The following is a 20,090-nucleotide window of genomic DNA, read 5'->3' on the forward strand; positions in this document are numbered from 1 at the left end:
GGGCCGCACCCGGCCCCGGGTCCCGGACCCCCGGTTGCCGCCTCCGGGCAGCTCCCCGGGATCGAGTTCGACCGCACCCCCTGACCTGCTGTACAGTCTTGCTTCGCAGCCCGCCGCAAGCGGACAGCACACACAAGGTCCTGTGGAGCAGTTTGGAGTGCTCGCCACCCTGTCAAGGTGGAGGCCGCGGGTTCAAATCCCGTCAGGACCGCAACGCCCCGCAACGGCCCGCATCCATTACGGATGCGGGCCAATTTTCTTTTTTGGTCCTCCTTCCTTTCCGGCTCTCCCGCCGTGGGGCTTCCTCGCCGTTCCGCTGCACTTGGCTGACCTCCCACGTTTTTGGCTTTCCCGCCGTGGCGCCTGGCGGCGGGCTGTTTTCCGCTGCGCGGGGCTGTACGTCACGGGTGCGCCCCTCCGGACTGCCGTCCTGCGGTGCGCCCCCTCCCGTGGGGGGGATCTTGTGGGTGGGGGTGACCGTAATCCTGTATGTGTCCGCAGTGGACCACTCGCGTCCACCCCCACCGGCCGTCTTCTCCCCCCCTCACGGGAGGGGCCGCTCCGCAGGACGCCAGTCCGGAGGAGCGGACCCGCGCCCGACCCACCCACGCCCGCCGCAGGCGCAACGGCGAGAGCACGCACGGCGGGAAAGCCAAAAACGTGGGGGGATTGACGGCGCGCAGCGCCACCGGTAATCACATGGGAAGGCGCCATGCCGTTAACGGGGAGGCTGTGCGATGACAACTGCGGTACGGCATGAGATCAAGGCGCTGCTGCGGGCGCATCTGTCGGCCGCCACGGGGTACCGCCACCTGACGCGGCACTGCCCGGTCTGCCATCAGTTGCTACGGCTCGCCATGGAGCCGTACACGGGGCCTGCCGGACCGCCGGCGCCCGCCCCCGTGCCTTCGTCCGCCGGCGGGGACAAAAGTCCTGCGGGTCGGTGACCAATGACGCCTGTGCGGCCCGCTGTGCGGTGACAGGCTGTGAGGTAAGGTCCGGGCCGCTGACAGGGAGTGTTCTTTACCCCAGGGGCCGTTCGGCCACAAGCGGCACACCATGTGATGGGTGTCACTGAACAAGTTGGGCGAGAAGGGGAACTTACCGCCCCCCTACAACCTGTCAATTTAATATGTGCAATTGCACCACCCTCTGGGCAGGCCCGGAAGTAGACCATGCAGTCTGTTCGCGGAGGGCCCCTCAGGGCGCCTGAAGGGGCCCTGAGGGCCGTCGGAGGCGGCAGTGGCGGCAGGTCGGCCCGAGCGCCGCGCGAGGCCGTGGAGCGGCCGCACGCAAAAAGATCGCGCTGGACCCGGCGGAGTCCAGCGCGATCGGTGACGTACCCAGATGGAGCGGGTGTGGGGCCTGTTGGGGCAGGCGCCGCGTCACGGGAAGCTCTGTAGAGCAGGTGGAGCTATGTGGTGCGAAGTGGGCTTTTTCAGGTTGGGGGGCCCGAAAACAGCCCGGCTATGCGGTTGTTCAGGCCTCGCTGCGCTGCTGCGGGATACCCGCGAGCAGTGCGCGGACCTCAGCCTCGCGGTAACGCCGGTGTCCTCCGAGCGTTCGGATGGACGTGAGCTTGCCTGCCTTGGCCCAGCGGGTGACCGTCTTGGGGTCCACGCGGAACATCGTGGCTACCTCGGCAGGGGTCAGCAGCGGCTCGGCGTCAGGGGTGCGAGCGGTCATGAGCGGCCTCCTCGGGAGAACCGAACCATCACGGTTCTTTCCTCTAAATTCTGCACCTTGGCCCGCGTTGCCCGAAATGGCGGACGCGGGCCGAGTCGGTTATAGGACGAACGGCTTGTCCTCGGCACTACAACTACACCATCTGTCCAGCCACGTCGGCCAAACCGATGGAATTGCCCTCTCAGGTGTTCAACCTCGGCGGATGCCGATGGACCATGCCATAGCGGACAGTCACTTCATCGTGACGATCAGTCACAACGTGATCAGCCGCCACGAGACCCCTCAAGGAGCGCAATACCGATCTATCCGCCCTTAGTTGGACGGAAGGAGCCCACCTCGGGCTCCTTGTCCTATTTTGACACGAGGGTGCACCTTGCTAGCAAGACCCGAAGTCAGTGCTTTAGGTCACGCTTGAGGCAATCGCCCGGTTAAGGACCAACGTCCTTTACCTCCCGACCACCGGAGAGCAAACGCCGCACCACCGTGCCAGAAACCTTCCGTATCCGCGGTCCTCAGCTCGCGAACTGACGTTCCCGCATCGCGCGCCACCGCCGGGAAAGCTTCTCGTACGCGACGCCGGCCCGCTCGCCGTCCCCTTCCCGCAGCGCCGCCAGCCCGTCCGCCACCTCGGCGGCGGAACGGTCCTCGGCGAGCCACTCCTCGGGCACCGCGTGCACCAGCCCCCCGTAGTCCAGCTCCACCAGCGACCGCGGATGGAATTCCTCGAGCCAGCGCCCCACGTCCACCAGGCCGTCGATCAACGGCCCCTCCTCCAGGGAGCCCCGCAGCGTACGCAGCCCCCGGGCGACCCGGCGCCGGGCCTGGACCATCGGCGTCCGGTAACGCAGCACGGGCGACCGGTCACCCGGCACGTACTCCCGTTCGTCGTCGTCGAACAGGACGAACCAGCGGACCGGGATGTGCCAGGCCGCCCCGCGGATCCACGGCCGGGCGTCCGGATTGCGCTCCCGCCACCGCTCGTAGTCGGTGGCCGCCTGCCGGCGCACCACCGGGGGCAGCGCCGCGTCCAGCACCGGCGGCGGCAGCAGTTCCTCCAGCGCTTCCAGGGCCTGCCAGCCGCGCAGCCGGGTGCGCCAGGGGCAGACGCAGATCACCTCGTCCACGACGGCGATGAACGCGTCCGCGCTCTCATGGACCGGCACCGGCACGGGCGGGGTGGGCAGCAGATCGGCCAGCGCCCGGCGCTGCTCGTCCTGGGCGGTGGGGGTGTCGTCCCGCTTGGCGTAGCGCGCCCAGTGGGAGCGCTCCGGCTCGGGGAACGCTGCCAGCGGTTCGTAGACCCGTAGGTACGCCATGTACGGGACCGTCACCGACGACGCCAACGCCACGCCCGCTCCTTCCGGGGAAGTCCACCGCAGGGAGATCCCGCCCTCGGATGTGCCTCGCCGGCCTCCGTGGAGGCCCGTCCGAGGGCCGGCCGGCCTGCGATACGACCAGATCGTCCCACGGCCGTCCCCCGGGAGAGGGTGATCCTCCGCACCTGGCTGATCAACCGGCCCCGCAGGTCTTACGCTCGTGTCAACCGGCCCTCCCCCACCCGCAGGAGGGCGCCCTTCGCGACTTATGGGAGTCACCACAGTGACTGACGTACGTCCACCCTCCTCCCCCGAGTTCCCGGCGCAGTTCGAGCAGGAGGGCACCGCCCGCGCCGACGGCGGTGTGCTGCACACCCTCTTCCGGTCCGAGCAGGGGGGCCACGAGCAGGTCGTGCTCTGCCAGGACCGGGCCAGCGGCCTGAAGGCAGTGATAGCGATCCACAGCACCGCCCTGGGCCCCGCCCTCGGCGGCACCCGCTTCCACGCGTACGCCTCCGAGGAGGAGGCCGTGCTGGACGCCCTCAATCTGTCGCGCGGCATGTCCTACAAGAACGCGCTCGCCGGGCTGGACCACGGCGGCGGGAAGGGCGTGATCATCGGCGACCCCGGTCTGCTCAAGACCGAGGAACTCCTGCTCGCCTACGGCCGGTTCGTGGCATCCCTGGGGGGCCGCTACGTCACCGCGTGCGACGTCGGCACCTACGTCGAGGACATGGACGTCATCGCCCGGACGAACAAGTGGACCACCGGCCGCTCCCCGGAGAACGGCGGTGCCGGCGACTCCTCCATCCTGACCGCCTACGGCGTCTTCCAGGGCATGCGCGCCTCGGCCCAGCACGCCTGGGGCGACCCCACGCTGCGTGGGCGCAAGGTCGGTATCGCCGGTGTCGGCAAGGTGGGGCACCTCCTCGTCGAGCACCTCCTGAAGGACGGCGCCGAGGTGCTGATCACGGACGTCCGCGCCGAGTCGGTGGCTCGGGTCGTCGCCGACCACCCGCAGGTCACCGTGGTCCGGGACACCGAGGCGCTGATCCGTACCGAGGGACTGGACGTGTACGCACCGTGCGCGCTGGGCGGCGCGCTCGACGACGACTCGGTGCCGGTGCTCACCGCGAAGGTGGTCTGCGGCGCGGCCAACAACCAGCTCGCGCACCCCGGCGTGGAGAAGGATCTCTCCGACCGCGGCATTCTGTACGCGCCCGATTACGTCGTGAACGCGGGCGGTGTCATCCAGGTGGCCGACGAGCTGCTCGGCTTCGACTTCGACCGCTGCAAGGCCAAGGCGGCGAAGATCTTCGACACCACGCTGGCGATATTCGCTCGTGCGAAGGCCGACGGCATTCCGCCCGCCGCGGCCGCCGACCGGCTGGCCGAGCACCGGATGACGGAGGCGCGGCGGGCCTGAATCACCTCACGTCCGAACCGCTCGAACCACTCCTGACCCGGCGCCCCTGATACCGCGCGGAGATCCGTCCGGCCCCGTATCCGGCCCGGCAGGGAGATCCAGCCGGTTCGTGCGGAAATCCGGCCGGGCCGGCTGGAAACCCGGTTCGGCTGGAAACACGGTCTTGCGCGGCCCGCCACGGGCGGTGGGGAGACATCCCTCACCACCCGTCGGCGGGTCGGCGTACAGGACAGGTTAAAATCGCAGTTGGCCAGCGGGGACGGGGCACCTCGTCGGCCTTGCCGAGCGGCGGGTGATGCGGGCGACGTACCGTATGGCCGCGGAAGCAGGTACCGTTAAAGCCCTACGGGCCGGTCTCTGTTTGGAGAGACCGCTCTGAACCATGAACGCGTGTCAAGACTCTGGGGCCGTCGGGCCCCGTCATTGAGGGGGTCGACCCATGGGGCGCGGCCGGGCCAAGGCCAAGCAGACAAAGGTCGCCCGCCAGCTGAAGTACAGCAGCGGTGGGACGGATCTCTCACGGCTGGCCGAAGAGCTGGGTGCATCGCAATCGCCGTCGGGCCAGCAGCCGCCGAACGGAGAGCCGTTCGAGGATGACGAGGACGACCCGTACGCACGGTACGCGGAGCTGTACAACAAGGACGACGACGAAGAGGACGAGGGCGACTCGTCCCAGCGGCGTCGTCGCGCCTGATGCGCTGCGGACACTCCGTCCCAGCAGCGCCATAGGCGCCCGACGCGCTGTGCGTCCGCGGCACCCATAACAGCATCACGGACCCGGTCCTGGGCATCGCCCGGACCGGGTTCTGTGCTGCCCAGGCGGCTGCCGGGGGCGTAGGTGCGGCCGCCGCACCGGCCCGTGCCGGTGCGGCTGCTGCCCGCCGGGACCTCAGCTCGCGTAGTCACCGGTCAGGGTCACTGCCTCGGCGTGCTCGCCGCGCTCGACGATCTCACCGCTGATCCAGGCGTCCACACCGCGGTCCGCCAGGGTGGTCAGCGCGACGTCCACCGACTCCCGCGGGACGACGGCGACCATGCCGACGCCCATGTTCAGGGTCTTCTCCAGCTCCAGACGCTCGACCGAGCCGGCCTCGCCGACCAGGCCGAAGACCGGCCCCGGCGTCCAGGTCGAGCGGTCGATCGTGGCGTGCAGGCCGTCCGGGACGACCCGGGCCAGGTTGTTCGCGAGTCCGCCGCCGGTGATGTGCGAGAAAGCGTGCACCTCGGTCGTACGGGTCAGCGCCAGGCAGTCCAGCGAGTAGATCTTGGTGGGCTCCAGCAGCTCCTCGCCGAGGGTGCGGCCGAACTCCGGAACCTCCTGGTCCAGGGCCATCCCCGCCCGGTCGAACAGCACGTGCCGGACCAGGGAGTACCCGTTCGAGTGAAGTCCGGAGGACGCCATCGCGATCACCGCGTCGCCCGTTCGGATACGATCCGCGCCCAGCACCCGGTCCGCCTCGACGACGCCCGTACCGGCGCCGGCGACGTCGAACTCGTCCGCGCCCAGCAGCCCGGGGTGCTCCGCGGTCTCCCCGCCGACCAGCGCACAGCCGGCCAGCACACAGCCCTCGGCGATGCCCTTGACGATGGCCGCGACCCGCTCGGGGTAGACCTTGCCGACGCAGATGTAGTCGGTCATGAACAGCGGCTCGGCGCCGCAGACGACCAGGTCGTCGACGACCATGCCGACGAGGTCGTGGCCGATGGTGTCGTAGACGCCCATCTTCCGGGCGATGTCGACCTTCGTGCCGACGCCGTCGGTGGCGGAGGCCAGCAGCGGCCGCTCGTAGCGCTTGAGGGCGGAGGCGTCGAAGAGGCCGGCGAAGCCGCCGAGCCCGCCGACCACCTCGGGGCGGGTGGCCTTCTTCACCCACTCCTTCATCAGGTCCACGGCGCGGTCGCCGGCCTCGATGTCGACGCCCGCGCTCGCGTAGCTGGCACCCGTGTCTGCAGAGGACATGGCAGAGAACCTTCGTGTCGTGTGTGGACGAGCTCTACGGGCGACGCAGCGCGTCGGCACCGCCGACCCCGGCCGTGAGCGTCTGGACCCCGTCCAGGTCCGGCTTGGCCCTCGCCGCGGTCTCCGACTCCAGGAGGTGCTTGCCGAGCAGCTCCGGGTCGGGCAGCTCCATCGGGTACTCCCCGTCGAAGCACGCGCGGCAGAGGTTCGGCTTGGCGATCGTGGTCGCCTCGATCATGCCGTCGATGGAGATGTACGCGAGCGAATCGGCGCCCAGCGACTTGCCGATCTCCTCGACGCTCAGACCGTTGGCGATCAGCTCCGCGCGGGTGGCGAAGTCGATGCCGAAGAAGCACGGCCACTTGATCGGCGGGGACGAGATCCGGATGTGCACCTCGGCGGCGCCGGCCTCGCGCAGCATCCGGACGAGCGCGCGCTGGGTGTTGCCGCGCACGATCGAGTCGTCGACGACCACCAGGCGCTTGCCGCGGATGACTTCCTTCAGCGGGTTCAGCTTCAGCCGGATGCCCAGCTGGCGGATGGTCTGCGAGGGCTGGATGAAGGTGCGGCCGACGTACGAGTTCTTGACCAGGCCGGACCCGTACGGGATGCCGCTGGCCTCGGCGTACCCGACGGCGGCCGGGGTGCCGGACTCCGGCGTCGCTATCACCAGGTCCGCGTCGGCGGGCGCCTCGGCGGCCAGCCGGCGGCCCATCTCCACCCGGGAGAGGTAGACATTGCGGCCCGCGATGTCGGTGTCCGGACGGGCGAGGTAGACGTACTCGAAGACGCAGCCCTTGGGGCGGGCCTCGGCGAAGCGACTGCTGCGCAGGCCGTCCTCGTCGATGGCGACCAGCTCGCCGGGCTCGATCTCCCGGATGAAGCTGGCGCCGACGATGTCCAGGGCGGCGGTCTCGGAGGCCACCACCCAGCCGCGCTCCAGGCGGCCGAGGACCAGCGGGCGGATGCCCTGCGGGTCACGGGCGGCGTAGAGCGTGTGCTCGTCCATGAAGCAGAGCGAGAAGGCGCCCTTGACCTTGGGGAGCACGAGGGGCGCGGACTCCTCGACGGTCAGCGGCTTGCCGTCCTCGTCGACCTGGCCGGCCAGCAGCGCGGTCACCAGGTCGGTGTCGTTGGTGGCCGCGACCTGGGTGGCCCGGCCGCCCTCACGGGGCAGTGCGGCGACCATCTGGGCCATCTCGGCGGTGTTGACCAGGTTGCCGTTGTGGCCGAGCGCGATCGAGCCGTGCGCGGTGGCACGGAACGTCGGCTGGGCGTTCTCCCACACCGAGGCACCGGTGGTGGAGTAGCGGGCGTGGCCCACGGCGATATGGCCCTGGAGGGAGCCGAGGGAAGTCTCGTCGAAGACCTGGGAGACCAGGCCCATGTCCTTGAAAACGAGGATCTGGGAGCCGTTGCTCACTGCGATGCCCGCGGACTCCTGTCCACGGTGCTGCAGCGCGTACAGCCCGAAATAGGTGAGTTTGGCGACCTCTTCACCCGGAGCCCAGACACCGAAGACGCCGCATGCGTCCTGGGGGCCCTTCTCGCCGGGGAGCAGGTCGTGGTTGAGTCGTCCGTCACCACGTGGCACGCCCCCGAGTCTAGGGCAGGTCGAGGATTCATCCGAACCGGGGATGCCATGGGATATGGACGAGCGTATGAACGGCGCTTCCCTGGCGGCGGCCATACGCGCTCTGAGCTGCACCTTTGCCTGACGTGGGCGGACTCAGGGCCGGTGTCGGAAATCCCGCACCGGGAGGTACGCATCGAGGTCGGCCCGCTCCCCGCTGGCGCTGAGGCGCGCCGCGTCCAGCGCCTCGCCCCAGGTCGTCCGGCCCGTGGCCAGCCGCACCCAGGTCAGCGGGTCGGTCTCGACGACGTTCGGCGGCGTGCCGCGGGTGTGCCGGGGCCCCGCCACGCACTGCACCACGGCGAACGGCGGCACCCGGACCTCGACGGATCCGCCGGGCGCCGCGGCCGCCAGCGCATCGGCCAGCAGCCGGGTGGCGGCGGCCAGCGCCTGGCGGTCGTAGGGGATCTCCACACCGGTCGCCGCCGCCAGGTCGTCGGTGTACCCGACGAGCTCGACGCACCGGGTGACCAGCTGGTCGACGGAGACGGACGGGCCGGAGGCGGACGGGCCGGAGACCGCCGGGAGCGCCTCGATCTGCCCGGCCAGCTCCCGCACGGTCCGGCCGCCGGCGCGGGTGGGCAGGGCAAGCTGCTCGGGCGTGAGGCCCTGGAGGGCCTCCCGTACGTTCCCGAGCTGGTTGAGCACGGCGGTCCGGGTCTTGTCGAGGTCGTACGTGCGCGCACGCTTCTTCGCCGGGGACATGGCAGCGAGCGTAATCGCTCATCGCCCGTCGCCGGGGGGCCGAACTCGTCCGCGGTGAGCGGGAGTCGCGAGGGGGCCGCTCCGCCGTGGTGGAGCGGCCCCGTTACGCGAGCACGTACGCCGTGCCCGTCGTTACGCGAACACGTGCGCCTTCACGTGCGCCACCTTGTCGTTACGAGAGCAGCGCGGGGATCGTGCCCTCGTGGGCCTCGCGGAGCTCGGCCAGGGACAGCGCGAACTGGCCCTGCACCTCGACTGTTTCGCCGTCCACGACACCGATCCGGGTGGCCGGCAGCCCCCGCGCACCGCACATGTCGGTGAAGCGGAGCTCCTCGCTGCGCGGGACGGCGACGAGGGCGCGGCCCGCCGACTCGGAGAAGAGGAACACGAACGGGTCCAGGCCGTCCGGAACCACCACACGGGCGCCCTTGCCCCCGCGCAGGCACGATTCGACCAGGGCCTGGATCAGGCCGCCGTCGGAGAGGTCGTGCGCCGCATCGATCATGCCGTCACGGGAGGCCGAGATGAGGATCTCCGCCAGCAGCCGCTCCCGCTCCAGGTCGACCTTCGGCGGCAGCCCGCCGAGGTGCTCGTGCACCGCCTGCGACCAGGCCGAACCGCCCAGCTCCTCGCGGGTGTCACCCAGGAGGTAGACGAGGTGGCCCTCGTCCGCGAACGCGATCGGGGTGCGGCGGGTGATGTCGTCGATCACGCCGAGCACCGCGACGACCGGCGTCGGGTGGATCGCCGTGTCTCCCGTCTGGTTGTAGAGGGAGACATTGCCGCCGGTGACCGGCGTGCCGAGGGTCTGGCAGGCGTCCGCGAGACCTCGGGTGGCCTCGGCGAACTGCCACATCACGGCCGGGTCCTCGGGCGAACCGAAGTTCAGGCAGTCGGACACGGCCAGCGGCTGGGCCCCGGAGGCGGCGACGTTGCGGTACGCCTCGGCCAGCGCCAGCTGCGCGCCCGTGTACGGGTCGAGCTTGGCGTACCGGCCGTTGCCGTCGGTGGCCACGGCGACGCCGAGGTTGGTCTCCTCGTCGATCCGGACCATCCCGGAGTCCTCCGGCTGGGCCAGGACCGTGTTGCCCTGTACGAAGCGGTCGTACTGGTCGGTGATCCAGGACTTGGCGGCCTGGTTGGGGTGGGCGACCAGGGTGAGGACCTGGTCACGCAGCTCCTCGGCCGTGCGGGGGCGGGGCAGCCGGCCCGCGTCGTCGGCCTGCAGGGCGTCCTGCCAGTCCGGACGGGCGTACGGGCGGTGGTACGTCGGGCCCTCGTGGGCGACGGTACCCGGGGGCACGTCCACGATCTGCTCGCCGTGCCAGAAGATCTCCAGGCGTTCGCCGTCGGTCACCTCACCGATGACGGTGGCGATGACGTCCCACTTCTCGCAGATCTCCATGAAGCGGTCGACGTGCCGCGGCTCGACGATCGCGCACATGCGTTCCTGCGACTCGCTCATGAGGATCTCCTCGGGCGAGAGGGTCGCGTCGCGCAGCGGCACGGTGTCGAGTTCGACGCGCATACCGCCGGAGCCGGCGCTCGCCAGCTCGCTGGTGGCGCAGGACAGACCGGCACCGCCGAGGTCCTGGATGCCGGTGACCAGCTTCTCCTTGAAGATCTCCAGGGTGCACTCGATGAGCAGCTTCTCCTGGAAGGGGTCGCCGACCTGGACGGCGGGCCGCTTGGTCGGGCCCTTGTCCGTAAAGGTCTCGGAGGCGAGTACGGAGACGCCGCCGATGCCGTCGCCGCCGGTGCGGGCGCCGTAGAGGATCACCTTGTTGCCGGCGCCGGACGCCTTGGCGAGATGGATGTCCTCGTGCTTCATCACGCCCACACACAGGGCGTTGACCAGCGGGTTGCCCTGGTAGCAGGGGTCGAAGACGGCCTCGCCGCCGATGTTCGGCAGGCCCAGGCAGTTGCCGTAGCCGCCGATGCCCGCGACCACGCCCGGCAGGACGCGCTTGGTGTCGGGGTGGTCGGCGGCGCCGAAGCGCAGCGGGTCCATCACGGCGACCGGCCGGGCACCCATCGCGAGGATGTCGCGCACGATGCCGCCGACGCCGGTGGCCGCGCCCTGGTAAGGCTCGATGTACGAGGGGTGGTTGTGCGATTCGACCTTGAAGGTGACCGCGTAGCCCTGGCCGACGTCGACCACACCGGCGTTCTCGCCGATGCCCACCAGCATGGCGTCGTTTTCGGGGGCCTTCTCGCCGAACTGCTTCAGGTGCACCTTGCTGCTCTTGTAGGAGCAGTGCTCGGACCACATGACGGAGTACATGGCGAGCTCGGCACCCGTGGGGCGACGGCCGAGGATCTCCCGGATGCGCTCGTACTCGTCCTGCTTGAGGCCGAGTTCGGCCCACGGCTGCTCGGCCTCGGGAGTCTGCTCAGCGTGCTTGACCGTGTCGAGCGTCATGCGTTGACCAACTTCTTCAGGATCGAGGTGAAGAATCCGAGGCCGTCGGTCCGGCCGGTACCGATCAGCGGCTCGGCGGCGTGCTCGGGGTGCGGCATGAGGCCGACGATGTTGCCCGCCTCATTGGTGATGCCGGCGATGTCGCGGAGCGAGCCGTTGGGGTTGCCGTCCAGGTAGCGGAACGCGACCCGGCCCTCGGCCTCCAGCATGTCGAGGGTGCGCTCGTCGGCGACGTACCGGCCGTCGATGTTCTTCAGCGGTACGGAGATCTCCTGGCCGGCCGTGTAGTCGGTGGTCCAGGCCGTGTCCGCGTTCTCCACCCGCAGCTTCTGGTCACGGCAGATGAAGTGCAGACCGTCGTTGCGCAGCATGGCGCCGGGCAGCAGGTGGGTCTCGGTGAGCACCTGGAAGCCGTTGCAGATGCCGAGGACCGGCATACCGGCCCTGGCCTGCTCGATCACGGTCTCCATCACCGGCGAGAACCGGGAGATGGCCCCGGCCCGCAGGTAGTCGCCGTAGGAGAAACCGCCGGGCAGCACCACGGCGTCGACCTGCTTGAGGTCCTTGTCCCGGTGCCACAGCGGTACCGCTTCGGCGCCGGCCAGCCGGACCACGCGCTGGGTGTCGCGGTCGTCGAGCGTGCCGGGGAAAGTGACGACTCCGATGCGCGAGGTCATGATCCGGCTCCGGCCGGCTCGTCGACGCGGACCGTGAAGTCTTCGATGACGGTATTGGCGAGGAAGGTCTCGGCCATCTCATGGATGCGAGCGAGGGCGGCCTCGTCGACCGGGCCCTCCACCTCGAGTTCGAAACGCTTGCCCTGACGGACGTCGGCGATTCCCTCGAAGCCCAGGCGTGGCAGTGCGCGCTGCACCGCCTGGCCCTGGGGGTCGAGGATCTCCGGCTTGAGCATGACGTCGACAACGACGCGTGCCACTGGCACTCCCGGTGGTGTGGTGTGGTGCGTAAGGCGGTTCCCTCACAGTACCGTGTTCGAAAATCTACGCGCATAGATATGCAGCGGCTCCCGATCACGGCCGGGTATCGGCCCGAGCACACCCAGGGAAAATCATCGAAAAGATCCCGGGTCCGGATTGCGGGAAGACACGCTGACGAAATTAACTGGGCTTCACAATGCAATGCCCATCGCTGTACAAATGAAAAAGCATTGATCCCAATCAGCCGGATCTGGAGCATCACCCCATGTCAACAAGGGGTAGCTCCACGAAAGGACCGATATCCGTGGCGCAGCGCGTAGTAGTAACGCTCTCCGATGACATCGACGGAGGAGAAGCCGCAGAGACGGTCATCTTCGGATTGGACGGGAAGTCGTACGAGATCGACCTCAATCCCGCCAATGCGAAGAAACTGCGCGGCGCTCTCGCTCCCTTCGTCGAGGCCGGCCGCAAGCGGGCCAAGTCCGGCAAGGCGTACCACCGGACCGCGGTGACCCCCGATCCGGCGGCCGTCCGGGCCTGGGCACGTTCGCACCAGATGGACGTGCCGCCGCGCGGCCGGATCCCCAAGAAGGTCTACGAGGCCTTCAACGCGGCCAACCACTAACCGACTTGCCGGGCACCCCTCGGGCCGGGCGGAGCGGACTTGCACAGCACCCCTACTGATCAGCTAGAGTCTGGAGCACGCCGAGGGGCGAGGCCGAAAGGCCGGACCTCACGGAGTCACGCGGGTGTAGCTCAGTAGTAGAGCGCCCCCTTTCCAAGGGGGAGGCGCAGTGTGCAATCCCTGTCACCCGCTCTGACAGTCTCGACCACTCCATTGGATCAGGTAGAGTAGCTGTCGCGCCGCTCGGTGAAAGCCGAGTGGATGCCTGCGGACGTAGCTCAGTTGGTAGAGCGCAACCTTGCCAAGGTTGAGGTCGCGAGTTCGAGCCTCGTCGTCCGCTCAGAAAGAGAAGGCCCCGATCATCATGATCGGGGCCTTCTGCATTCCCGCACTGCCGCCTTCTCCCTCACCCCTCCCCCGCTGATCACAACTGACATTTGTCATCAGCTGCGATGACAGGGCGCACGGCCCGGAATCGCGATCAGGCGGGACGCTGTAGTCATGAACATCGGGGAGAAAACCACGGGGGGTGCGCAGCACTCCCGCACGGGATCCGGCGACGCCGTGATCGACGTCACAGGGCTGCGCAGGTCGTACAGCGGCAAGGGGGCCGGGAAGCGGACGTGGTTCGAGGCCGTGCGGGGGGTCGATTTCTCGGTCGCGCGCGGGGAGCTGTTCGCGCTGCTGGGGACGAACGGCGCGGGCAAGACCTCCACCCTCGAGCTGCTGGAGGGGCTGGCCGCGCCCACGGGCGGACAGGTCCGGGTCCTGGGGCACGATCCGTTCCGTGAACGGGCCGCGGTCCGGCCTCGGATCGGCGTGATGCTGCAGGAGGGCGGATTTCCGTCCGAGCTGACTCCGGCGGAGACCGTCCGGATGTGGGCGGGGTGCACCAGCGGGGCGCGCCCGGTCGATGAGGCGCTGAGCTGGGTGGGGCTGACGCGGCGCAAGGACGTACGGGTCAAGCAGCTGTCCGGCGGTGAGCGGCGGCGGCTGGATCTGGCGCTGGCGCTGCTGGGGGAACCGGACGTGCTGTTCCTGGACGAGCCCACGACCGGGCTGGACACCGAAGCGCGCCATGAGACCTGGGAACTGGTCCGTGAGCTGCGCGACAGGGGCGCCACGATCGTGCTGACCACGCACTATCTGGAGGAGGCCGAGGAACTGGCGGACCGGCTGGCGATCATGCACGAGGGGCGGATAGCGGCGGCCGGACAGGTCACGGAGGTCGTCGCCGCACACCCCTCGCGTATCTCCTTCGAGCTGCCCGAGGGCTACCACCTCGGTGATCTCCCCCCGCTGTCGGAGCTGGGGGCCGTCAGCCATGAGACGGACGGGCGCACGGTCCAGCTGCGGACCGACGAACTCCAGCGGACGGCGACCGGCGTGCTGGTCTGGGCGCAGGAGAAGGAGATAGCGCTGGGTGGCCTGGACGTCCGGCAGGCATCCCTGGAAGAGGCATTTCTGCAGATAGCGAAGGGGCTGGAGAAAGAATGAGCGCAAGCGTGCAGGACGTGCGCGACACGGTACGCACCGGAGGCCCGGCACCGGTCGGCGCCATGACACGTCTTCTCTCCCTGGGGCGGGCGGAGTTGACACTGCTCGGCCGCAACAAGTCCGCGCTGTACACCTCGCTGGTCATCCCCTTCGTCATGGGTTTCGCCATGAAACAGGCGATCGCGGAAATGCCGCTGGGCAGCGTGGGGCTCACGGTCGGCACGATGCTGCTGCCCGCCACCCTCGGGTATGTCCTCCTCTTCGGCATCTACTCCACGCTGACCGGCGCCTACGTCGCCCGCCGCGAGGAGCTGGTCCTCAAGCGGCTGCGCACGGGCGAGCTGCGGGACCGGGAGATACTCGCCGGCACGGCCCTGCCCTCGGTGCTCCTGGGGCTGGTGCAGTGCGTCATCCTGGTGGCTCTGGGCGACGCGCTGCTGGATGCCGGCTTCCCCACCTCGCCGCACTTCCTGATCGCCGGGCTGGCACTGGGCCTGATGGTGGTCGTCGGGTTCGCGGCGGTGTCCTCGTGCCTCGCCAAGTCGACCGAGGCGGCTCAGATAGCCGTTCTGCCCTTCATGCTGGTGTCGCTGATGGGCTCCGGGATGGTCGTCCCGCTCGGCGTCGTCCCGGGAGTGCTGGGCGATGTGCTCGGGCTGCTGCCGATGTCCCCGGTGATGGAGCTGATACGGGCGGGCTGGACGGGCGGCGGAAGCGCCAAGGAGATGGTGGGGCACCTGCTCACCGGCTTGGCCTGGAGCGGCATCGCACTGTTTGCTGTGCAGCGGTGGTTCCGCTGGGAACCGCGCCGCTGACGGCCGAGGGCGTCCCGGCGGCACACGGCACGAGGTAACGCGAGCAGTACGACGGGGGCGGACAGCACATGTTCGGACGGGCACGGACGATATGGAAGCGGCGCAACGAGATGCGTGTGGTCGACGTCTACTTCCGGTGGACACTCCACTGCATCCCGTGGATGCCGGCGTTCCTGATGCTGTTCGGAGTGGTGCCGCTCGCCGGCCTGACGGGCCGCCCCTTGGCGATCGCCCTGGCGGGGGTGGCCGCGGGGCTGAGCCTGGCGCAGGGCGGACTGGCCGCCCCCCTGTTGAACCGCGCCCTGGACCGGTACCTCAACCGAGGGGCCACGCCGCGTGCGCTGCTGCTCGCCTCGGGCCTGATCACCCTCCTCAACGGGGCCGCGCTGTTCGCGCTGCTCTTCGTCGGCGGAATCGGCCAGGAGGACCAGGCCACGGTGCTCATGGCGACCGCCGCGGCCATCACACCGGTCTACAAGGCCCAGTGTCTGGTGGTGTCCAAGCGGCAGTTCCTGGGAGCACTGGCCGGCACGGCAGCAGGTACGGGGGTCCTGCTGTTCGTGCTCACGGGCTCCTGGCTGGGTGCGCTGGGAATGGCGGCCATGGTGGCCTTCGCGGGGCTGTGGAGCTTCGTGATCGCGCGGCCCACCGGCTGGCTGCTCTCCGTGTTCTGGAAGCTGGATGCGGCGCGCACCACCGCCTCCCGGCTCGCGGTCGCCGAGGAGCGGCTGCGGTTCGGCCGCGATCTGCACGATGTGATGGGACGGAACCTGGCGGTGATCGCGCTGAAGAGCGAGCTGGCCGTCCAGCTGGCGCGGCGGGAGCGACCGGAGGCGGTGGCGCAGATGACGGAGGTGCAGCGGATCGCCCAGGAGTCGCAGCGCGAGATACGAGAGGTGGTGCGCGGCTACCGGAAGGCCGATCTTCAGGCGGAGTTGGCCGGTGCCCGCTCGATACTGCGCGCGGCCGGGGTCGACTGCCGTTTCGAGGGCGAGGAGGGCGTACCGCTGTCGGCGGAGGTGGAGTCGGCGCTCGGCTGGGTCGTCCGCGAAGGCACCACCAACGTCCTCCGGCACGCCGCGGACGTCCGGACCTGTGCGCTGCGGACACGTATCGACCCGGAGCGCTCGGTGCTCGTCATGACCATGGAGAACGACGGAGTGGGCGGCACGGAAGCCGGGGAGGAAGGGACCGCGGCCGGCACCGCCGCCGGCAGCGGCCTGAAGGGCCTGCGGGAACGGCTCCAGCCGCTGGGCGGGACCCTGGCCTCGGGCCCGGTCCGCAAGGGCTCGTACCGGCTGACGGTCGAGCTGCCGATGACCACGGCGGGGGTGACGGGGTGAGCAACGCAGGAGGTGACGGAGTGATCCGGGTGCTGCTGGCGGACGACGAGCATCTGATCCGGGGAGCGCTGGCGGCGCTGCTCTCCCTGGAGGGCGATCTGCTGGTGGTCGCGGAGGCGGCGTCGGGGCCCGAGGCGCTGGCGATGGCCCGGGCTCACCGCCCGGATGTGGCGGTGCTGGATCTGCAGATGCCGGGCGCGGACGGTGTGGCGGTGGCCACATCCCTGCGGAAGGAGTTGCCCGAGTGCCGGGCCATGATCGTCACCAGTCATGGCCGGCCGGGGCATCTGAAAAGGGCGTTGGAGGCCGGGGTCCGGGGGTTTGTGCCGAAGACCGTGTCGGCGCAGCGGCTGGCGGAGATCATCCGTACCGTCCAGGCCGGAAACCGCTATGTGGACCAGGAGTTGGCGGCGGACGCGATCAGCGCCGGGGAGTCGCCGCTGACGGTCCGGGAGGCAGAGGTGCTGGAATTCGCCGAGGCCGGGGCACCGGTCACGGAGATCGCCGAGCGGGCCGCACTGTCGCCGGGGACAGTACGGAACTACCTCTCGTCGGCGACCGCGAAGCTGGGCGCGGAGAACCGTCATGCCGCGGCGCGTCTCGCACGCGAGCGAGGTTGGCTATAGTGGACCCCGCACCGCGCGGTGGCGCCTGATTCCAGGAGCCCGGAGCGGGGCAATGCGGACGTAGCTCAGTTGGTAGAGCGCAACCTTGCCAAGGTTGAGGTCGCGAGTTCGAGCCTCGTCGTCCGCTCAAGGTGAGAGGGACCCCGGTCGTCGACCGGGGTCCCTCTCGTTTCGCGGCCGGCTACGACCAGCTGATGCCGGTGAGGCGTTCATAGGCCTCGATGTACTTGGCACGGGTGCGCTCGACGATCTCCTGCGGGAGCGCGGGCGGCGGCAGCTCGCCCGTACGGTCCCAGGCGGCGGCCGGCGAGGTGAGCCAGTCGCGGACGAACTGCTTGTCGAAGGACGGCTGGGCGCGGCCCGGCTCCCACTGGTCGGCGGGCCAGAAGCGCGAGGAGTCCGGGGTGAGGACCTCGTCCGCCAGGGTCAGCACCTGGCCGTCGAAGCCGAACTCGAACTTGGTGTCCGCCAGGATGAGGCCGCGCTCCCGCGCGATGTCGCGGGCCCGCCCGTAGAGGGCGAGAGTGGTCTCCCGCAACTGTCCGGCGACATCGGCGCCGACCTGACGCGCGGCCTCCTCGTAGGAGACGTTCTCGTCATGGTCGCCGACGGCGGCCTTGGTGGCCGGGGTGAAGATCGGCGCGGGGAGTTCGGAACCGTCGGTGAGGCCCTCCGGGAGCGCCAGCCCGCAGACCGTACGGGACCGCCGGTACTCGACGAGGCCGGAGCCGGCGAGGTAGCCACGGGCCACGCACTCGACCGGCACCATCCGCAGCGACTTGCAGACCAGCGTGCGGCCCGCCCAGTCGGCGGGCGCCCCGGCCGGCACGTCGGTGGACAGGACGTGGTGGGGCGCGAGGTCGGCGAGCTGCTCGAACCACCACAGGGACAGCTGGGTGAGGACCCGCCCCTTGTCGGGGATCTCGGTGGGGAGCACCCAGTCGTACGCGGACATGCGGTCGCTGGCGACCATGATCAGGTCACCGGCGGCGTTCCGGTAGAGGTCGCGCACCTTGCCGGTGTGAAGGTGGGCGAGCCCCGGGACCTCCACAGGTTCAGGCTTTTCTACAAAACCAGACACGCTTCCTCCGCGTAGTTTGATCCAGGAGTTCCCCCGATTCTCCCCCATCCGGAATCCCCTTCACTTCGTGGGTCCTGCCGCAACGGCGATCAGCCACGACGACGAGGGTCCGGCAGCATCAACGACGGCAGGAGCGACGACTCCACCCACCACCCACGGGAGGGGCCGGACCGCAGGACGCCAGGCCAAACGGCGAGCAACCACCACGGCGGGAAAGCCAACAACGTGGGAGGCAAGCCAAGCGCAGCTAGGGCCTGTCCGATGGGTCCGCGTGGGCCCGCGGCGACCCATCGGACAGGCCCTAATCCCGCTTACAGATCCGGTCCAGCAGGTTCGCGGTAGCCCGCTGGATCCGCCCGTCGACATGTCCCGGCCGGTCCAGGGCCGGGGACCAGGCGAAGGTGCCGGAGGCGAAGACCAGGGCGCCGCTGGGGGCGCGGTAGAGAGAGGTCTCCTGATGGCGGAGGGAGCCCTCGCTGTCGCGGTACGGGGAGTGGGCGAGCAGGATGCGGCGGGTGTGCTCGGGAAGGCTGGTGCGCGGGAAGTAGCGGTCGGCCTCGCCGGCGACCAGGCCGGGGAGTTCATCGCCTTCGTGTGCGCCGGTGGCCTCCCACAGCCAGTGGCCGCCGTTGCGGACAACCATGGGGGCCGGCTCGGGGACGCGGCCGGCGTACTGGATGCCCATCAGGCGCTGCTCGGGATTGCCGAGCTCGCGCCAGAGCACGGGGCGGCCGGGGCCTTGGCGTTTACGGCAGTTGAGCAGGGAGTCCGGCCCCGAGGGCGAGGGGGAGAGCTCGACCTGCCAGTACATGGTGTTGGCGGAGAGGAAGACCAGGGAGGTGCCGGTGTCGCGGGCGAGCTCGACCGTCCGGCGCATGGGCACCGACCAGTACTCGTCGTGGCCGGGGAAGACCAGGCCCCGGTAGCGGGACGGATCGACCCGGCCGGCGTGCAGATCGCGGGCGTCGGCGTAGGCGAGGTCGTAGCCATAGCGTTCGGCCCAGCGGATGAAGTCGTAGGCGTGGCCGACGTGGAGGGGCAGGCCGGCTCCGGCGTAGGGGCGGTCGAAGGAGACCGTCGTGGCCGCGTCCTGTTCGCCGAGCAGGGCGCCCTTCTCGTCCCAGGCGTGGTAGAGGCTGGCGCCGGTGCGGCCGTCCTCCGGGTAGAGGTTGTAGGCCTGCCAGGTGATGTCGGGCAGCAGCAGGAGCAGGTCGGCGGGGTGGTCGTCGCGGACCGTGAAGGGGATGTGGGAGCGGTGGCCGTCGGCCGTGGTCAGGACCGCGACATAGGCGCCGAGTTGCCAGTACGTCGGGACCTGGAGGCGCCAGGACAGCCACCAGTGGTGGCAGGAGACCGTGCGGTCGACGGCCAGTGGCGGCGGCTGGACGATGCCGGACAGCCGCGGACTGGTGGTGATCTTGGCAGCTCCGGCGCCGGCGTAGTGGCCGATGCGGTAGATGTCGATGCTGAACGGCTGCGGCGGGTCGACCGATACCCGGAAGTCGATGGCGTCGCCGGGGGCCACCGCGCCGGTGCCGGCGAAGCCCTTGATCTGGCGGCGGACGTCATCGGCGGTGCGCGGGCCGTTGTGCTTGCGGGGGACGGGCGGCCGCGGATCTCCCTGCGCCGCCACGCCATCGACGTACCAGGGGACGACGCGGCCGGAGTCGAAGTAGCCCTCGCTGCCGCGCAGCCAGGGCAGCGGGCCCTGCCCGAACGGGTCCGTGACCGCGTGGGCGAGGGCGCCCGACTCCCAGCGCCTGATCCGTTCCGTCGCCACCTTCCGCTCCCCTCCCGCGTCCCCCATTGGTCGCGGCCGATCGGGCCGGTATCGCATCCGGCCGAGTGAACCCGGCCATCCCCCAGCACATCACATTACGCACTCAATCCGTCACCCTTCGTTGTGAATTTAGGCACCTCGACCCCCGAAAAGCGAACTGGAAGAGAACATTCAGCCGGGGAATCCAAGGGCGGCGGGTGGCCTGGCCGCACTTCTGTTCGCGCACCGGCGACGGCA

18 protein-coding genes and 4 tRNA genes are annotated in these 20,090 nt (G+C 69.8%); 12 read left to right on the plus strand and 10 right to left on the minus strand.

Features of this window, described 5'->3' with window-relative positions; translation table 11 throughout:
• Positions 1-136: 136 nt before the first annotated feature.
• Together AZE13_RS08355 and AZE13_RS37490 are read left to right on the plus strand one after the other, a co-directional pair.
• Positions 137-211, plus strand: a tRNA-Asp gene (locus AZE13_RS08355).
• A 526-nt stretch (positions 212-737) separates the two neighbouring features.
• Positions 738-947, plus strand: a complete 210-nt coding sequence (locus AZE13_RS37490) for a DUF6274 family protein (protein WP_079123825.1) — start codon at positions 738-740, stop codon at positions 945-947.
• A gap of 532 nt (positions 948-1,479) precedes the next feature.
• Here AZE13_RS37490 and bldC read toward each other — a convergent pair.
• Entirely contained in the window at positions 1,480-1,686 is a 207-nt protein-coding gene (gene bldC, locus AZE13_RS08360) for a developmental transcriptional regulator BldC (protein ID WP_003949541.1), read from the minus strand.
• Between the two features lie 512 nt (positions 1,687-2,198).
• Positions 2,199-3,035 (minus strand): hypothetical protein, encoded by an 837-nt coding sequence (locus tag AZE13_RS08365; RefSeq protein WP_066928635.1) that lies wholly within the window; start codon positions 3,033-3,035, stop codon positions 2,199-2,201.
• A gap of 235 nt (positions 3,036-3,270) precedes the next feature.
• Between AZE13_RS08365 and AZE13_RS08370 the strand changes: the two genes are divergently transcribed.
• Both AZE13_RS08370 and AZE13_RS08375 read left to right on the plus strand, forming a co-directional pair.
• Positions 3,271-4,428 carry a Leu/Phe/Val dehydrogenase gene (locus tag AZE13_RS08370; RefSeq protein WP_258527656.1) on the plus strand — a complete coding sequence of 386 codons (1,158 nt, stop codon included), beginning with the start codon at positions 3,271-3,273 and terminating at the stop codon, positions 4,426-4,428.
• Positions 4,429-4,867: 439 nt separating this feature from the next.
• Entirely contained in the window at positions 4,868-5,122 is a 255-nt protein-coding gene (locus tag AZE13_RS08375; protein ID WP_066928637.1) for a DUF3073 domain-containing protein, read from the plus strand.
• Positions 5,123-5,317: 195 nt separating this feature from the next.
• On the opposite strand, the gene purM is transcribed toward AZE13_RS08375, so the two are convergent.
• From purM to purS, 6 genes are all read right to left on the minus strand, one after another.
• Positions 5,318-6,388, minus strand: coding sequence for a phosphoribosylformylglycinamidine cyclo-ligase (gene purM, locus AZE13_RS08380; protein ID WP_066928639.1), 1,071 nt, complete (start codon positions 6,386-6,388; stop codon positions 5,318-5,320).
• A 34-nt stretch (positions 6,389-6,422) separates the two neighbouring features.
• The gene (gene purF / locus AZE13_RS08385; protein ID WP_066928641.1) at positions 6,423-7,982 is read right to left on the minus strand and encodes an amidophosphoribosyltransferase; all 1,560 of its coding nucleotides are present in this window, start codon (positions 7,980-7,982) and stop codon (positions 6,423-6,425) included.
• Positions 7,983-8,117: 135 nt separating this feature from the next.
• Complete coding sequence (locus AZE13_RS08390; protein ID WP_066928643.1) at positions 8,118-8,726, minus strand: sterol carrier family protein; 609 nt, start codon at positions 8,724-8,726, stop codon at positions 8,118-8,120.
• Between the two features lie 172 nt (positions 8,727-8,898).
• Positions 8,899-11,148, minus strand: a complete 2,250-nt coding sequence (purL, locus tag AZE13_RS08395; RefSeq protein ID WP_066928645.1) for a phosphoribosylformylglycinamidine synthase subunit PurL — start codon at positions 11,146-11,148, stop codon at positions 8,899-8,901.
• The gene (purQ, locus tag AZE13_RS08400) at positions 11,145-11,825 is read right to left on the minus strand and encodes a phosphoribosylformylglycinamidine synthase subunit PurQ (RefSeq protein ID WP_066928647.1); all 681 of its coding nucleotides are present in this window, start codon (positions 11,823-11,825) and stop codon (positions 11,145-11,147) included. The genes purL and purQ overlap by 4 nt, the downstream gene beginning before the upstream one ends.
• Complete coding sequence (gene purS, locus AZE13_RS08405; protein ID WP_066928649.1) at positions 11,822-12,085, minus strand: phosphoribosylformylglycinamidine synthase subunit PurS; 264 nt, start codon at positions 12,083-12,085, stop codon at positions 11,822-11,824. Before purS ends, purQ begins: the two co-directional genes overlap by 4 nt.
• Positions 12,086-12,390: 305 nt before the next feature.
• Between purS and AZE13_RS08410 the strand changes: the two genes are divergently transcribed.
• The 8 genes from AZE13_RS08410 to AZE13_RS08445 all read left to right on the plus strand — a co-directional run bounded on the left by AZE13_RS08410 (position 12,391) and on the right by AZE13_RS08445 (position 17,119).
• On the plus strand, positions 12,391-12,711 hold the full coding sequence (locus tag AZE13_RS08410) for a histone-like nucleoid-structuring protein Lsr2 (RefSeq protein ID WP_066928651.1): 321 nt from the start codon (positions 12,391-12,393) through the stop codon (positions 12,709-12,711).
• A 120-nt stretch (positions 12,712-12,831) separates the two neighbouring features.
• Positions 12,832-12,903, plus strand: a tRNA-Gly gene (locus AZE13_RS08415).
• Between the two features lie 75 nt (positions 12,904-12,978).
• A tRNA-Gly gene (locus tag AZE13_RS08420) sits at positions 12,979-13,051 on the plus strand.
• A 161-nt stretch (positions 13,052-13,212) separates the two neighbouring features.
• Positions 13,213-14,208, plus strand: a complete 996-nt coding sequence (locus AZE13_RS08425; protein WP_066928653.1) for an ABC transporter ATP-binding protein — start codon at positions 13,213-13,215, stop codon at positions 14,206-14,208.
• Positions 14,205-15,023, plus strand: a complete 819-nt coding sequence (locus tag AZE13_RS08430) for an ABC transporter permease (RefSeq protein WP_066928655.1) — start codon at positions 14,205-14,207, stop codon at positions 15,021-15,023. Before AZE13_RS08425 ends, AZE13_RS08430 begins: the two co-directional genes overlap by 4 nt.
• A 110-nt stretch (positions 15,024-15,133) precedes the next feature.
• Positions 15,134-16,366, plus strand: coding sequence for a sensor histidine kinase (locus tag AZE13_RS08435; RefSeq protein WP_107288303.1), 1,233 nt, complete (start codon positions 15,134-15,136; stop codon positions 16,364-16,366).
• Between the two features lie 23 nt (positions 16,367-16,389).
• A complete protein-coding gene (locus AZE13_RS08440; RefSeq protein WP_066929484.1) occupies positions 16,390-16,992 on the plus strand; it encodes a response regulator transcription factor in 603 nt (200 codons plus the stop codon).
• A gap of 54 nt (positions 16,993-17,046) precedes the next feature.
• A tRNA-Gly gene (locus tag AZE13_RS08445) sits at positions 17,047-17,119 on the plus strand.
• A 54-nt stretch (positions 17,120-17,173) separates the two neighbouring features.
• On the opposite strand, the gene AZE13_RS08450 is transcribed toward AZE13_RS08445, so the two are convergent.
• Together AZE13_RS08450 and AZE13_RS08455 are read right to left on the minus strand one after the other, a co-directional pair.
• A complete protein-coding gene (locus AZE13_RS08450) occupies positions 17,174-18,073 on the minus strand; it encodes a phosphoribosylaminoimidazolesuccinocarboxamide synthase (protein ID WP_066928660.1) in 900 nt (299 codons plus the stop codon).
• 301 nt (positions 18,074-18,374) lie between these two features.
• A complete protein-coding gene (locus tag AZE13_RS08455; RefSeq protein ID WP_107288304.1) occupies positions 18,375-19,853 on the minus strand; it encodes a N,N-dimethylformamidase beta subunit family domain-containing protein in 1,479 nt (492 codons plus the stop codon).
• Between the last annotated feature and the right edge of the window lie 237 nt (positions 19,854-20,090).

Origin of the sequence: Streptomyces sp. NBRC 110611, assembly GCF_001590865.1 — a bacterium.
In the GTDB taxonomy this organism is placed as follows: Bacteria; Actinomycetota; Actinomycetes; order Streptomycetales; family Streptomycetaceae; genus Streptomyces.